Below are 14729 nucleotides of genomic sequence, written 5' to 3'. Positions count from 1 at the left end.
TATAATTATAACATTAATTTTATAAAAATGCTAGTCTATCATCTCTTCAATGGTTCCTCCAGCAGGAATAAATGGCAGAACCATCTCATCTTTGTCTATGATACACTCTAAAACATAAGGCTTGTTGTTTGACAATGCTTCACTAAAAGCATCTGTAAATTCTTCTTTCGTGTAAATTCTTCTTCCGGTTACCCCAAAAGCTTCGGCGACTTTTGAAAAATTGAGATTCGGGTTTAAATCTGTCTGAGAAAATCTTTTGTCGTAAAGGAGATTTTGCCATTGTCTAACCATGCCAAGTGTCTGATTGTTGAGGATTATCGTTATAACAGGTATGTTGTACACCGACATCGTTTCAAGAGCATGAATATTCATCCTTATGCTGCCGTCACCTGCAATATTCACCACTCTTTTGTCATCTCTCCCTACTTGTGCACCTATTGATGCAGGAAGTCCAAAGCCCATGGTACCTAATCCACCGGATGTGACAAATGTCCTTGGCTCTTTGAATTTATAGTATTGAGCCGTCCACATCTGGTTTTGCCCTACTTCTGTCGCTACTACAAGATTGTCTCCTCCAAGCTCTTGAACCCTTTCTACTATCCACTGTGGCTTCAATTTCCCATCATCTTTATATTTAAAGGACGTTTTGTCTTTTATCGATATAAGCTCATTAATCCATTCACTATTGTCTTTTTCTTTTATCATTCCATTTAAAAGAGACAGGACTTCTTTGATATCTCCTACTAATGGCACATCAACATCGATATTTTTGCCGATTTCCGCAGGATCGATATCGATGTGAATGACTTTTGCATTTGGCGCCAGACCACCTGCTTTACCGGCGACTCTGTCGCTAAACCTTGACCCTACTGCAATCACCAAATCTGATTTATAAACGGCCGTATTGGCATATCTGCTTCCATGCATTCCAATAAGCCCTAATGACAACTCATCATCTTCTGGAAAGCATCCAAGGCCCATAAGCGAAGTAGTTACAGGTATCATGTGCTTTTTAGCAAAATCGTACAAATTCTTCGATGCTTCGCTCCATATTACTCCACCACCGGCAAAAATAACTGGTCTTTTGCTTGATGAGATTAACTCAGCTGCCTTTACTAAATCTGCTTCTAACACTTGATGCTTCTTTACTTCAACATAAAAATCCTTTCGCTTGACGAAGTTTATATCTGCAGTCTGAATGTCCTTTGGTATGTCTACAAGAACAGGGCCTGGTCTTCCATCTTTCGCTATAAAAAAGGCTTCTCTCAAAGTGTCCGCTAATTTATCAGGTGATTTCACAATAAAATTGTGCTTTGTCACAGGCATCGTGATTCCTGCAATATCCACTTCTTGAAAAGAGTCCTTTCCTATAAGGCTTGTAGCAACTTGCCCTGTTATAGCAACTATTGGCACAGAGTCCATGTAGGCATTGGCTATTCCTGTGACTAAATTGGTAGCACCAGGTCCTGATGTAGCAAAGCACACGCCAACTTTTCCAGTCACTCTTGCGTATCCATCTGCCATGTGGGCAGCCATCTGTTCATGCGTTGCAAGGATATGCCGCAAGTCAGAATCGTACAAAGCATCGTAAAGAGGTATGACGGCACCGCCAGGAATGCCAAAAACGACTTCTACTCCTTGCTCTTTTAATACTTCTATGACAACCTGCGAACCTTTTATGATCACGATATGCGCCTCCTTTCATGGAATTTAAGCTTTGTCAATCATTTTTTAAAACCGCACCAGTATTTGCAGATGTGACTAATCTGGCGTACCTTGCCATGTAACCTGTCTTAATGTGAGGCTCAGGCCTTCTAAAGTTTTTTCTTCTTTCTTCCATTTCTTCATCGTCTATCTTTAAATTAAGCTTTCTTCCCGGTATGTCTATTTCAATGATATCCCCATCTTTTATCAAAGCGATTTCTCCGCCTTCCATCGCTTCAGGCGACACATGGCCTATGCAAGCTCCTCTTGTGGCGCCAGAAAATCTTCCATCTGTAATAAGCGCTACATCCTTGTCAAGTCCCATGCCTGCCAGTGCTGATGTAGGGCTTAACATCTCCCTCATGCCAGGACCGCCTTTTGGCCCTTCATACCTTATTACAACGACATCGCCTTTTTGTATCTTGCCATCATAAATGGCTTTTATGGCTTCATCTTCTGAATCAAAGACTCTTGCAGGACCAGAATGGCGAAGCATCTCTTTAGCTACTGCAGACGCCTTTACTACAGAACCGTCTTTCGCTATATTTCCATACAAAATCGCCAAACCACCTGTATTGCTGTAGGGATCTTCTACTGAGTGTATTACATCATGATTTTTTATCCGCGCATCTTTGAAATTTTCACCGATTGTATCGCATGTGACTGTAATGCAATCTGTATTTAAGACTCCTAATTTTGACAGTTCTTTCAATACTGCCTGTATGCCACCTGCATGGTAGAGATCTTCTATATGATACTTTCCTGCAGGGCTTAATTTGCACAGGTTTGGAACCTTCTCATTGATTTCATTTATCTTTTCGAGAGGTATATCAACTCCTGCCTCATGTGCAATAGCCTTTAAGTGAAGAACTGTATTTGTAGAGCCTCCTAAAGCCATGTCTAAGCAAAAGGCATTTATAAAGGCATCTTCTGTCAAAATATCTCTTGCCTTAATATCCTTTTCTACAAGCTCCACTATCTTCATTCCTGCTTTTTTAGCAAGCCTTATCCTTTCTGAGTAAACAGCAGGTATCGTGCCGTTACCAGGAAGTCCTATGCCAAGCCCTTCTGTAAGGCAATTCATCGTATTTGCGGTAAACATTCCTGAACATGAACCACACGTAGGACAAGCAGACATCTCCATCGCCTTTAACTCGTCCTCACTTATCTTGCCTGCCTTCAATGCGCCTACCGCCTCAAACATGGAGCTTAAATCGCATGCTCCTCCTTCGTAACTTCCAGCCAGCATCGGGCCTCCGCTTATTACGATAGCTGGTATGTTTAGCCTTGCGGCCGCCATAAGCATACCTGGAACTATCTTGTCGCAGTTTGGTATAAGCACAAGTCCGTCAAGGCCATGGGCCATAGCCATCGTCTCAACGCTGTCGGCTATCAATTCCCTTGAAGCAAGAGAATACTTCATCCCTTTGTGATTCATGGCTATTCCATCACAGACACCTATTGTGGAAAATTCTAAAGGAGTGCCGCCAGCAAGCCTTACACCAGCTTTTACTGCCTCTGCAATCTTGTCAAGATTTATGTGTCCAGGAATTATGTCGTTTTTTGAATTAGCTATGCCTATTAAAGGCCTATTTATCTCATCATCTGTAAGCCCTAAAGCGTACAAAAGTGACCTGTGGGGCGCTTTTTCCACTCCTTTTTTTACGCTATCGCTTATCATAAAATCACCTCTTTAAATACTTTACAACCATGTCGCCCATCTCTTCGGTGTTTAAAATAGTGCCTTTTCCTAAATCAGGAGTCCTGTAGCCATCCTCCAATAGGTCGTTTACCGCCTTTCTTATGTCATTTGCAGCATCAACCATGTCAAAGGAATACTCCAGCATCATTGCGACAGATAGTATTGTAGCTAAAGGATTAGCTTTCTTCGTGCCAGCAATATCAGGAGCCGAACCGTGTACAGGTTCGTAAAGCCCAACTTTGTCACCTCTCAAGCTGGCTGATGGCAACATTCCTATTGATCCAGTAAGCTGTGATGCTTCATCAGACAATATGTCTCCAAACATATTTGATGTAAGTATCACGTCAAACTGTGATGGATCTTTTATAAGCTGCATAGAGCAATTGTCAACATACTGATGGTTTAATTCTACATCTGGGTATTCTTTACTCACTTCATTGACGACTTTTCTCCATAATCTTGATGAATCCAAAATATTGGCCTTATCAACCGATGTGACTTTTTTCTTGCGGTTTCTCGCCGCTTTAAACGCTATATGGGCAATCCTCTCTATTTCCATGGTGGTATACGATTCTGTATCATATGCCTTATACCCGTAATCAATCTTTTCCGTTCCTCTATCGCCAAAATATATGCCACCTGTCAATTCCCTTACAACAAGTACATCTAACCCATCCTTTATAATTTCGTCTTTCAAAGGAGATGCACTTCTTAAAGAATTAAAGAGAGTGGCAGGCCTTAAATTGGCATACACGCCAAGGCTTTTTCTCAACGATAAAAGACCTGCCTCAGGCCTCTTATCGCCATCCAGATCATCCCACTTAGGCCCACCAACAGCCCCTAACAAAACTGCATCGCTTTTAAGGCACGCTTCTTCTGTTTCCTTAGGGTACGGCGTTCCAAACTCATCAATGGCACAGCCGCCAAACAGATACTTCTTTACTTCAAATTGGATGTTGTATTTTTCTGAAACAGCATCTAATACTTTAAGTGCTTCCTCCATTACTTCTTTTCCTATTCCATCTCCTGGTAATACAGCTATCTTGTACATCTATACCACCTTTTCCTTCACGTAGTTTACAAGGCCGCCACACTCGATTATCTTCTTTATAAACTCAGGAAATGGCTGCGATTTAAACTCGATGCCTTTTGTTATGTCTTTTATGACACCTGTCTCAAAATCGACTGAAACAATGTCACCATCTTCTATCGAAGATGCCGCATCAGGACATTCCAATATAGGCAATCCTATATTTATGGCATTTCTGTAAAATATTCTGGCAAACGACTTTGCGATGACACACGATATGCCAGACTCCTTTATGGCTATAGGAGCATGTTCTCTTGATGAACCGCAGCCAAAATTGTCTCCTGCAACCATTATATCTCCCGGTTTGACTCTATCTTTAAAGCTCTTATCTAAATCTTCCATGCAATGGGCAGCAAGTTCTTTTGGATCAGATGTATTTAAAAACCTTGCAGGTATTATTACATCCGTATCCACATTATCGCCGTACTTTATTGCCTTTCCTTCCAATTAAGCCACCTCCTCAGGACTTGCTATATAGCCTTTTATGGCTGATGCCGCTGCTACAGCAGGACTTGCCAAGTACACTTCGCTTTCTGTGTGACCCATCCTGCCAACAAAGTTTCTGTTTGTAGTGGATATTGCCCTTTCACCTTTTGCAAGTATCCCCATGTGACCGCCTAAACAAGGGCCGCATGTAGGCGTAGATACAGCAGCACCTGCCTTTATGAATTCTTCTATATAGCCTCTTCTTACACATTCCAAGTATATGTCTTGTGTAGCTGGGAATATTATCAACCTTACATCTGGATGAACCTTCTTGCCTTTTAAAATTTCATACGTCACTTCCATATCTTGTAGACGGCCATTTGTACAAGAACCTATTACAACTTGATCTATCTTTACATTTCCAACATCATCTATGGACTTTGTGTTTTCAGGCAAGTGAGGAAATGCCACTTGCGGCTTTATCGTTGATAAGTCTATATCGTATGTCTTTACGTATTCTGCATCATCATCAGCTTTAAACACTTTGTAATTTCTCTTTGCTCTCCCCAAAACATATGCTTCGGTAATTTCGTCGTAATCGAAAATACCATTTTTAGCCCCTGCTTCTATAGCCATATTTGCAATTGTAAACCTGTCATCAATCGACAAAGACGAGATGTCGCCAGTAAATTCCATCGACTTATAAAGTGCGCCATCTACACCTATCATGCCGATGATGTACAGTATGACGTCTTTTCCGCTTACCCACTTATTAAGCTTTCCTTTAAGATTAAACTTTATGGCTTCGGGAACCTTAAACCAAGCCTTGCCTGTAGCCATGGCACAGGCCATATCAGTGCTTCCTATTCCTGTAGAGAAACACGTTATTGCACCGTACGTGCATGTATGAGAATCTGCACCTATTACCACATCTCCTGGCAATACTAAGCCTTTTTCCGGCAAAAGGGCATGTTCTATCCCCATTTGCCCTACTTCAAAGAAGTTTACGATGCCGTACTCTCTGGCAAATTTCCTTACGATATTTACTTGTTCTGCAGACTTTATGTCTTTGTTTGGGACAAAATGGTCAGGCACTAATGCAATTTTCTCTTTGTCGAATACTTCCTTTACACCTATCTTTAAAAACTCTTTTATGGCAACAGGCGATGTGACATCATTGCCTAACACCATGTCAACGTCTATCTCTATAAGATCTCCAGGTTTAACTTCATATCCGGCTTTATTAGCTAAAATTTTTTGTGTAAGTGTTAACCCCAAAGCTCTCCCTCCTTAAAACTCTTACTGTTTAAAATTACATCTTCTACGATTTCTCTTATATCTTCATCATCTACAACTTTTTTATTGTCAGCTACGTCTTTAAATCTCTTAAAAGCGATATTTATCTCATCTCGCGAAAGATTGAATCCCATGTTTTTTAACTTCAATTCAAAGGCATTTCTGCCGGATAATTTGCCCATAGATATATGATCAGTCGTTATGCCTATATCTTCTGGCTTCATTATCTCGTAGGTAGCTTTATTGTTTATGACACCGTGTTGATGGATTCCAGCAGTATGCCTAAAAGCGTTAAATCCAACAATGGCTTTGTTTGGTTGAAGTTCTATCCCTGCCATCTCACTTACCAGCTTGCATGTGCTGTAAATTTCCTTTGTGTTTATGCCATGGATTACATTAAAATAATCCTTTCTTGTATTTATGGCCATGATGACTTCTTCTAAAGCAGCATTTCCAGCTCTTTCCCCTATTCCACATACAGTAACTTCCACTTGATCCGCACCGCTTTCAACTGCTGAAAGTGAGTTTACCACAGCCATGCCAAGGTCGTTGTGGCAGTGGACGCTTATCGTCACATTTTCTCTGTCGTGAATGTTATCTTTTACGTACTCTACCAATCTGCCAAATTCTTTTGGAACGGCATATCCTACCGTATCAGGTATATTTATTATCTTAGCTCCAGCATCAATGACTTCGTTAAACACTTTGACCAAGAAATCCCAATCAGTCCTTGATGCATCTTCAGCAGAAAATTGAATTTCATCAAATTTACCTAAAGCATATTTCACACTGTCAACTGCCATTTTTAAAGCTTCATCTCTGGATATTTTTAACTTGTATTTTAAATGAATATCAGATGTGGCAATAAAAAGATGTATCCTGGACTTTTTCGCATTTTTTAATGCTTCATAGGTTCTATCTATATCGCTTTTCACACATCTTGACAATCCTGCGACAGTGACGCCATCTAAATTCTCCCCTACATACTTTACAGCTTCAAAATCACCGTTTGATGCAGCAGGAAAGCCGGCTTCTATTACGTCAACTCCAAGTGAAACAAGCTTATTTGCTATCTTATATTTAGTTTCCTTGTCGAAATTGACGCCTGGCGTCTGCTCACCATCTCTCAATGTCGTATCAAAAACAATGACTTTTCTATCCCCCATAAACAAGCCCCCTCTTTACTTCTTTTTAAGCCATGACATCATTCCACGGAGCTCTTTTCCTACCTTCTCAAGCTTTTGATTTGCTTCTCTCTCTCTTATGGCATTAAACTGCGGTCTTCCTACAGCATTTTCCAAAAGCCATTTCTTTGCAAATTCTCCTGTCTGGATTTCCTTCAAAACTTGTTTCATTTCATTTCTCGTATCTTCCGTTATTATCCTTTTGCCTGTCATATAATCACCGTACTCTGCTGTATCAGAGATGGAATACCTCATGTTGGCAAAGCCGCCTTCATATATCAAATCCACTATAAGCTTCATCTCGTGTATACACTCAAAATATGCTATTTCAGGCTGATAACCGGCTTCTACCAAAGTTTCAAAACCTGCTTTCATAAGCTCTGTAACACCGCCGCACAAAACTGCTTGTTCACCAAAAAGATCCGTCTCTGTCTCCTCTTTAAAAGTAGTCTCTAAGACACCTGCTCTTGTGCCTCCAATTCCCTTTGCATAAGCCAATGCTGTCTCAAAAGCTTTTCCAGTGTAATTTTGATGAACCGCAACCAAATCAGGAACGCCTTTTCCTTCTGTAAAAACCCTTCTTACCAAATGTCCAGGCCCTTTTGGCGCTACCATGAATACATCAACGTACTCTGGCGGCACAATCTGATGGAAGTGTATATTGAAACCATGGGCAAAAACCAAAGCATTTCCAGGTTTTAAGTGCTTTTCTATGCTTTCTTTGTAAACTTTTGATTGCTTTTCATCAGGTATTAAAATCATTATTATGTCTGCTGATTCACATGCATCATCTACGTTTAACACCGTAAGTCCATCCTGCTTTGCTCTTTCAGCAGATTTACTTCCCTCATATAGACCTACCACAACATCTAAACCAGAATCTTTTAAATTAAGAGCATGTGCATGTCCCTGACTGCCGTACCCAATTATCGCAATTTTCTTTCCTTTCAAAAGGTTTAAATCTGCATCTTCATCATAATACATTCTTGCCATTTACAATTCCTCCTCATATTCTTTTAAAATTCTATTTCCTCTTTCTAAAGTTATAAGACCTGTTCTTGTAAGTTCTCTGACTTGAAACTGTTTGATGAGTTTTATAAATGCCTCTACTTTTTCAGTGTCTCCAGTCATTTCAATGATGATAGAATCCAGTGAAATATCAATGACTTTGCCTCTAAAAGTATCTACGATATGCATGATGTCATCTCTCGTGCTGGAATTGATCTCGACTTTCACCAGTACAAGCTCCCTTGATACATTAGGGAATTTACCTACATCTTGTACTTTAATGACATCATACAGTTTGCTAAGCTGTCTTATTATTTGTGTTATCACATAATCGTCACCATCGACTGTTAAGGTAATGCGAGATTGATCGTTTTGTTCTGTGGTGCCTACAGCCAAACTTTCAATGTTGTAGCCTCTTCTTGAGAAAAGACCTACAACTCGCGACAATACACCAGAATGATTGTTTACCAAGACAGATATTGTGTGTATGATAATATCACCCCTTTCACATATTAAAAAATCCCCGCCCCATATTCAGGGCGAGGATCATCTCGCGGTACCACCTGATTTCGCATTTACCTCACGGCAAATGCCTCAGCAAGTAATCATACTTTACCTTTAACGCAGGTCTTACGGTTAAGCCTACTAAAACTTCAACTTAACTACTCCGGAGCGATCTAATATATGTACTCGCACCGGTTTGCAGCAACCACCGGCTCTCTTTAGCTTATACATATACCCCTCTCCATCATCGCTTTTATTGAGATGAAATATCTTAAGGTGAAATTAATAGTTATTCTATCAGCATATTGAAAATAAGTCAACTTAATTTTTTGTAAATTCTAAATAAATCATCGTTTACATTTATTAAAAAATTTTAATTTTTTAAGCAAAAAAATACTTTTTTTATCAGTATCATCATAGTATGAATCAACATATATTTTTAAAGAGGTGAATTTTAATGGTAAGCAAAAAAGAGCTTATATCAAACTTGAATACTGACTTAACCAAGGAATACGCAGCAATGGTACAGTACATCCAGCACTCCAGCATGCTGCACGGAGCGGAATACGTAGAAGTCATCGACAAGATATTAGAACACGCAAAAGATGAACACGATCATGCGGTAATATTGACAGACATTATACAATACCTTGGTGGTATCCCCACAGTGGAAGTTTACCCAAGGCAAACTTCTCTTGACAATAGAGAAATGCTTTATCAAGATTTAAACTACGAGTACGACGCACTGAATGGGTACAATCAGAGAATAGCTCAAGCAGAAAATTTAGGGCTTTTCGATGTAGGACAAAAGCTTAGAAATATAGCTTTAGAAGAAGAAAATCACATAATAGATCTGGAAAAAGCATTAGGTATACTAAAAATAGATCCATGAAAAAAACCCTCCAAAATGGAGGGGTTTTTTTATTTCTTAGCATCTTTCAATGCTTGATTTGCCAACTCTACAAACGTCTTTGACGACTCTGTAGCACCTGCCACAGTATCAACTTTTGACGTATCTTGACTATCTACCAATTCTTGCTGAAGTTTTTCATCTACTTCTTTTGGCGTTATGTTGTTTTTAGCTTTCATCTTTGATGCATAGTCAGCATCGTCTCTTTTGAACTTGCCGTTTTTGTCTACTTCATTGTACACAACGCTTGAAATCTTGCCGTCTTTTACGGTGATTTCAATCTGTCCTTTGTATCCGTGTGCATCGAATGATGCTTGCTCTGCCTTGTAAGTCCCATCCTTGTACGCACCAGATGTGTTTGAAGACGTATTGGAGTTATTTGAACCACAACCAACCAAGCTTACTGCAATAAATGCCGTCGTAAGCCCAATAGCTAATGATTTTTTCATGGTAACCTCTCCTTTTAGAAAAATTTTTAACAATTCGCCTCTTAATATATATTCGACATCTATCTTAAAAATCCTTCTTTTGTTAAAATAAATTTTAACAATTTATTCCTCATCATTTGCAATCCTTGCAGTCGAAACAACTCTATCCCCTTCATCAAGCTTCATCAGCGTCACACCTGTAGTATCTCTGTGCATCTTTGATATATCAGCCACTTTAGTCCTTATAAGGATACCATTAGCTGATATTATCATGATCTCGTCTTTTTCACTTACAGACATTACAGAAACCAATTTTCCAGTTTTTTTCGTTATTTTTGCAGCTATTATTCCTTTTCCTGCCCTTGTCTGCAATCTGTATTCATCTGCATCGCTTCTCTTTCCGTATCCATTTTCTGTAACAACTAATATATCTCTATCTTTATCAACCAAATCCATTTCAACGACGTAATCATCATCTCTTAGTGTAACTGCTATTACACCTCTTGCCTGTCTACCCATTGGCCTTAGATTGTCCTCATGGAACCTTATGCAGAAGCCGTTTGCTGTACCTATGATTATTTCCCTGTTGCCATCTGTAAGCATGACATTTATAAGCTCATCTCCATCGTCAAGCTTTATGGCTGTATTGCCGCTTTTCTTTATCTTCGGAAAATCTTCGATCTCAGTCTTTTTGATTATGCCATTTTTAGTGCACATAACGACGTATTTAGCATTATGGGATTTTTTTATTGGTATCACAGCATTTACTTTTTCATCTTGATCTATCTGAATGAGGTTTATTATAGCTGTCCCTTTGGCTTGCCTTCCTGATTCAGGTATGTCTATCGTCCTTAAGCTGTACACCTTGCCTTTGTTTGTAAAAAACAAAAGCCTATCATGTGTCGTAGTTGTAAATACATTTTCTACAAAATCATCTTCTCTTGTAGATATGCCGGAAATACCCTTTCCACCACGCTTCTGTGATTTATACGCATCAAGAGGCATCCTCTTTATGTAGCCAAAGTGCGTCATGGTTACAACAGCGTCTTCCAGTTGAACTAAATCTTCAATGTCGACTTCGTCTTCTTTCGCAACAATTTGCGTCTTTCTATCTGATGAATATTTATCTTTTACGTCTTTAAGCTCTTTCTTTATTATGTCCAGCACCTTTTTTTCATCTGACAGTATGCTTTTTAGCTCTTTTATTTTTTTGTAAAGATCGTTTAATTCATCTTCTATCTTCTGTCTTTCTAATCCTGTAAGGCGTCCTAGCCTCATATCAACGATAGCCTGTGCTTGCCTATCGCTAAGCCCAAACTTATCCATCAAATTATTCTTCGCTATAGGCTCTGTTTTTGAGCTTCGTATCACATTTATGACTTCATCAATATGGTCAAGGGCAATCTTCAAGCCTTCTAAAATGTGTGCCCTTTCTTCGGCCTTTTGAAGGTCAAACTTCGTTCTTCTGGTAATAACATCCACCTGGTGATCCACGTACTTTTCAATAATCTGATTTAACGAAAGTATCTTTGGAGCTCCATCCACAAGGGCCAACATGATAGCTCCGAACGTCTGCTGCATCTGTGTATGCATGTACAATTTGTTCAAGACGACCTTTGGGTTTACATCTCTCTTTAATTCTATGACGATTCTCATGCCGTTTCTATCCGATTCATCTCTTAAATCAGAGATGCCTTCTATATGCTTGTCCCTTACAAGCTCCGCTATCTTTTCAACCAACTTTGATTTTATGACCATATAAGGCAATTCTGTGACGACTATGCGATTCCTGCCATTGTGCTCCTCTATCTCTGCCTTTGCCCTTACTATTATCTTCCCTCTGCCTGTCTCGTACGTTTCTCTGATGCCATCTTTTCCAACTATAAGACCACCCGTAGGAAAGTCAGGGCCCTTTATATACCTCATAAGCTCATCTGTAGCAATATACGGATTATCTATATACGCAATTATGCCGTCTATCACTTCGCCTAAATTGTGAGGAGGAATATTAGTAGCCATTCCAACGGCTATTCCTTGTGATCCATTTACCAATAAGTTTGGAAACCTTGATGGAAGAACTACAGGTTCTTTGTAGTTTTCATCGAAGTTTGGCACAAAGTCTACAGTCTCTTTATTTATGTCAGTAAGCATTTCCAAAGCTATCTTTGATAACCTTGCTTCTGTGTACCTCATGGCAGCAGCCGGATCACCGTCGATGCTTCCAAAATTACCATGGCCGTCAACCAATGTCTCTCTCATGGAAAAATCCTGCGCCATCCTAACCATAGCGTCGTAAACTGCCACATCGCCGTGTGGATGGTATTTCCCTAATACTTCACCTACGACAGTTACGCTTTTCTTGTAAGGCTTGTCAGGCGTAAGACCAAGGCCATTCATTGCATAGAGAATTCTCCTGTGAACAGGCTTTAATCCATCTCTCACGTCAGGCAAAGCCCTGCTTACAATGACGCTCATGGCGTAATCTATAAAAGATTTTTTCATCTCATCTTCTACATCTACTGGTATTACTCTCAATTCTTCATTATTTGTGTTATCACTCACTTAAATCACCTGCCTATATATCAAGATTTCTAACGGTTTTAGCATATTTTTCTATAAATTCACGCCTTGGCTCTACTTTGTCCCCCATCAAAATCGTAAATATTTCATCGGCTGCAATAGCATCATCAAGGCTTACTTTCAGCATAGTCCTTTTCTCAGGGTCCATCGTAGTATCCCAAAGCTGCTCCGCATCCATTTCTCCTAAACCTTTGTACCTCTGCACATTGTAATTTTCTCTTCCGATCTCTTTTAAAATATTGTCAAGCTCTTTATCGGAATAGGCGTAGTACACCTTTTTGTTTTTCTCTATCTTGTAAAGTGGTGGCTGTGCAATATATATATTTCCATTTTCTATCAACGGCCTCATAAACCTGTAGAAAAATGTAAGAAGCAATGTCCTTATGTGGCTTCCATCAACATCGGCATCTGTCATTATGACGACTTTATGGTATCTAAGCTTTGAGATATCAAAATCGCTTCCTATTCCAGTGCCTAACGCTGTTATCATAGCCTTTATCTCATCGCTTGATAAAATTCTATCAAGCCTTGCCTTTTCTACATTCAAAATCTTACCTCTAAGGGGAAGTATGGCTTGATACTTGCTGTCTCTTCCCATTTTTGCAGAACCGCCTGCAGAATCACCCTCAACAAGGTAAAGCTCACACTTTGATGCATCCTTTTCTGAACAATCTGCTAATTTACCGGGAAGCGAAGTAGATTCCAGCGCCGACTTCCTTCTTGTAAGCTCTCTGGCTTTTCTGGCTGCTTCCCTTGCTCTTGCAGCGGATGTAGCCTTTTCAAGAATGACTTTTGAAAGCGAAGGATTTTCCTCCATGAAAGCCGTCAACTTTTCAGTCACGACAGAATCGACTATTGAGCGCATCTCAGAATTGCCTAATTTCGTCTTCGTCTGTCCCTCAAACTGCGGATTCATGAGTTTAACGCTTATAATCGCCGTAAGCCCTTCCCTTACATCTTCCCCTTGCAAGTTCTTGTCATTTTCTTTTATGATGTTAAACTTTCTTGCGTAGTCATTGATGACTTTCGTCAATGCTGCCTTAAAGCCTATTAAATGAGTGCCGCCTTCTCTTGTATCGATATTGTTTGCAAAGCTAAATATGTTTTCCGTATAGCTGTCATTGTACTGCATCGCAACTTCCACTTCGTACGTATCGCTTTTGCTTTCCATGTAAATCGGCTCTGGGTGCAACACTTCTTTGTTTCTGTTTAGATACTTTACAAACTCAACTATGCCGCCTTCATAGTGAAAAACATCTTCTTTTCCATCTCTCTCATCAACAAGCCTTATTTTTACGCCTTTATTCAAAAACGACAATTCCCTCAGTCTTTGTGAAAGCACGTCATAATCGTATTCCAATGTCTCAAATATTTCCCCGTCTGGAGAAAATGTTATTGTCGTACCGGTTTCATCTGTCTCACCGATTACTGTAAGATCTGTCTTTGGAACCCCTCTTTCATATTTCTGCTGATACACTTTTCCATTTTGCTTGACGATAACTTCAAGCTTTTTTGACAAAGCATTTACTACTGACAGTCCTACACCATGAAGACCACCAGAAACTTTGTACACGTCATTGTTAAACTTACCGCCTGCATGTAACACAGTCAGCGCAACTTCAACACCCGATTTGCCTGTTTGTGGATGTATGTCTGTCGGTATTCCCCTACCATCATCTATTACAGATACAGAATTATCTTTGTGAATAATGACATCTATATTTTTGCAGTACCCTGCCAATGCTTCATCAATGCTATTGTCTACTATCTCATATACAAGATGGTGAAGTCCCCTGCTGCTGGTACTACCTATGTACATGCCAGGACGCTTCCTTACAGCCTCAAGACCCTCTAATATTTGAATTTGACTTGCACCATATGTTTCATCATTTGCCAT

12 protein-coding genes and 1 other annotated feature are annotated in these 14729 nt (G+C 39.7%); of the genes, 1 reads left to right on the top strand and 11 read right to left on the bottom strand.

Features of this window, described 5'->3' with window-relative positions; genetic code table 11:
• Positions 1-30: 30 nt before the first annotated feature.
• From ilvB to ilvN, 8 genes are read right to left on the bottom strand one after another with little or no spacing between them, the layout of a single operon-like run.
• Positions 31-1686, bottom strand: a complete 1656-nt coding sequence (gene ilvB / locus BVF91_RS10010) for a biosynthetic-type acetolactate synthase large subunit (protein ID WP_085113265.1) — start codon at positions 1684-1686, stop codon at positions 31-33.
• Between the two features lie 34 nt (positions 1687-1720).
• On the bottom strand, positions 1721-3385 hold the full coding sequence (gene ilvD / locus BVF91_RS10005) for a dihydroxy-acid dehydratase (protein WP_085113264.1): 1665 nt from the start codon (positions 3383-3385) through the stop codon (positions 1721-1723).
• A gap of 4 nt (positions 3386-3389) precedes the next feature.
• Entirely contained in the window at positions 3390-4457 is a 1068-nt protein-coding gene (gene leuB / locus BVF91_RS10000; protein ID WP_085113263.1) for a 3-isopropylmalate dehydrogenase, read from the bottom strand.
• Positions 4458-4943: a 3-isopropylmalate dehydratase small subunit gene (leuD, locus tag BVF91_RS09995; RefSeq protein ID WP_085113262.1), complete on the bottom strand. Its 486-nt coding sequence runs from the start codon at positions 4941-4943 to the stop codon at positions 4458-4460.
• Positions 4944-6200: a 3-isopropylmalate dehydratase large subunit gene (gene leuC / locus BVF91_RS09990; RefSeq protein WP_085113261.1), complete on the bottom strand. Its 1257-nt coding sequence runs from the start codon at positions 6198-6200 to the stop codon at positions 4944-4946. It lies immediately after the preceding gene.
• Positions 6191-7384 carry a 2-isopropylmalate synthase gene (locus BVF91_RS09985; protein ID WP_085113260.1) on the bottom strand — a complete coding sequence of 398 codons (1194 nt, stop codon included), beginning with the start codon at positions 7382-7384 and terminating at the stop codon, positions 6191-6193. Before BVF91_RS09985 ends, leuC begins: the two co-directional genes overlap by 10 nt.
• A gap of 15 nt (positions 7385-7399) precedes the next feature.
• Positions 7400-8395: a ketol-acid reductoisomerase gene (ilvC, locus tag BVF91_RS09980; RefSeq protein WP_085113259.1), complete on the bottom strand. Its 996-nt coding sequence runs from the start codon at positions 8393-8395 to the stop codon at positions 7400-7402.
• Positions 8396-8899, bottom strand: coding sequence for an acetolactate synthase small subunit (ilvN, locus tag BVF91_RS09975; RefSeq protein ID WP_041592037.1), 504 nt, complete (start codon positions 8897-8899; stop codon positions 8396-8398).
• Positions 8900-8942: 43 nt separating this feature from the next.
• Positions 8943-9171, bottom strand: a binding site (T-box leader).
• 200 nt (positions 9172-9371) lie between these two features.
• Here ilvN and BVF91_RS09970 point away from each other — a divergent pair.
• Entirely contained in the window at positions 9372-9806 is a 435-nt protein-coding gene (locus tag BVF91_RS09970) for a ferritin-like domain-containing protein (RefSeq protein ID WP_013786839.1), read from the top strand.
• A 29-nt stretch (positions 9807-9835) separates the two neighbouring features.
• Here BVF91_RS09970 and BVF91_RS09965 read toward each other — a convergent pair whose 3' ends face one another.
• The 3 genes from BVF91_RS09965 to gyrB all read right to left on the bottom strand — a co-directional run bounded on the left by BVF91_RS09965 (position 9836) and on the right by gyrB (position 14729).
• Entirely contained in the window at positions 9836-10273 is a 438-nt protein-coding gene (locus BVF91_RS09965) for an FMN-binding protein (RefSeq protein WP_085113258.1), read from the bottom strand.
• 102 nt (positions 10274-10375) lie between these two features.
• Positions 10376-12814, bottom strand: coding sequence for a DNA gyrase subunit A (gene gyrA, locus BVF91_RS09960; protein ID WP_085113257.1), 2439 nt, complete (start codon positions 12812-12814; stop codon positions 10376-10378).
• A 13-nt stretch (positions 12815-12827) separates the two neighbouring features.
• Positions 12828-14729: a DNA topoisomerase (ATP-hydrolyzing) subunit B gene (gyrB, locus tag BVF91_RS09955; protein ID WP_085113256.1), complete on the bottom strand. Its 1902-nt coding sequence runs from the start codon at positions 14727-14729 to the stop codon at positions 12828-12830.

It is taken from the genome of Thermoanaerobacterium sp. PSU-2 (assembly GCF_002102475.1).
Taxonomy (GTDB): Bacteria; Bacillota; Thermoanaerobacteria; order Thermoanaerobacterales; family Thermoanaerobacteraceae; genus Thermoanaerobacterium.
The sequence above is the reverse complement of the archived record's forward strand: the minus strand, read 5'-3'. Positions and strand labels throughout refer to the sequence as shown.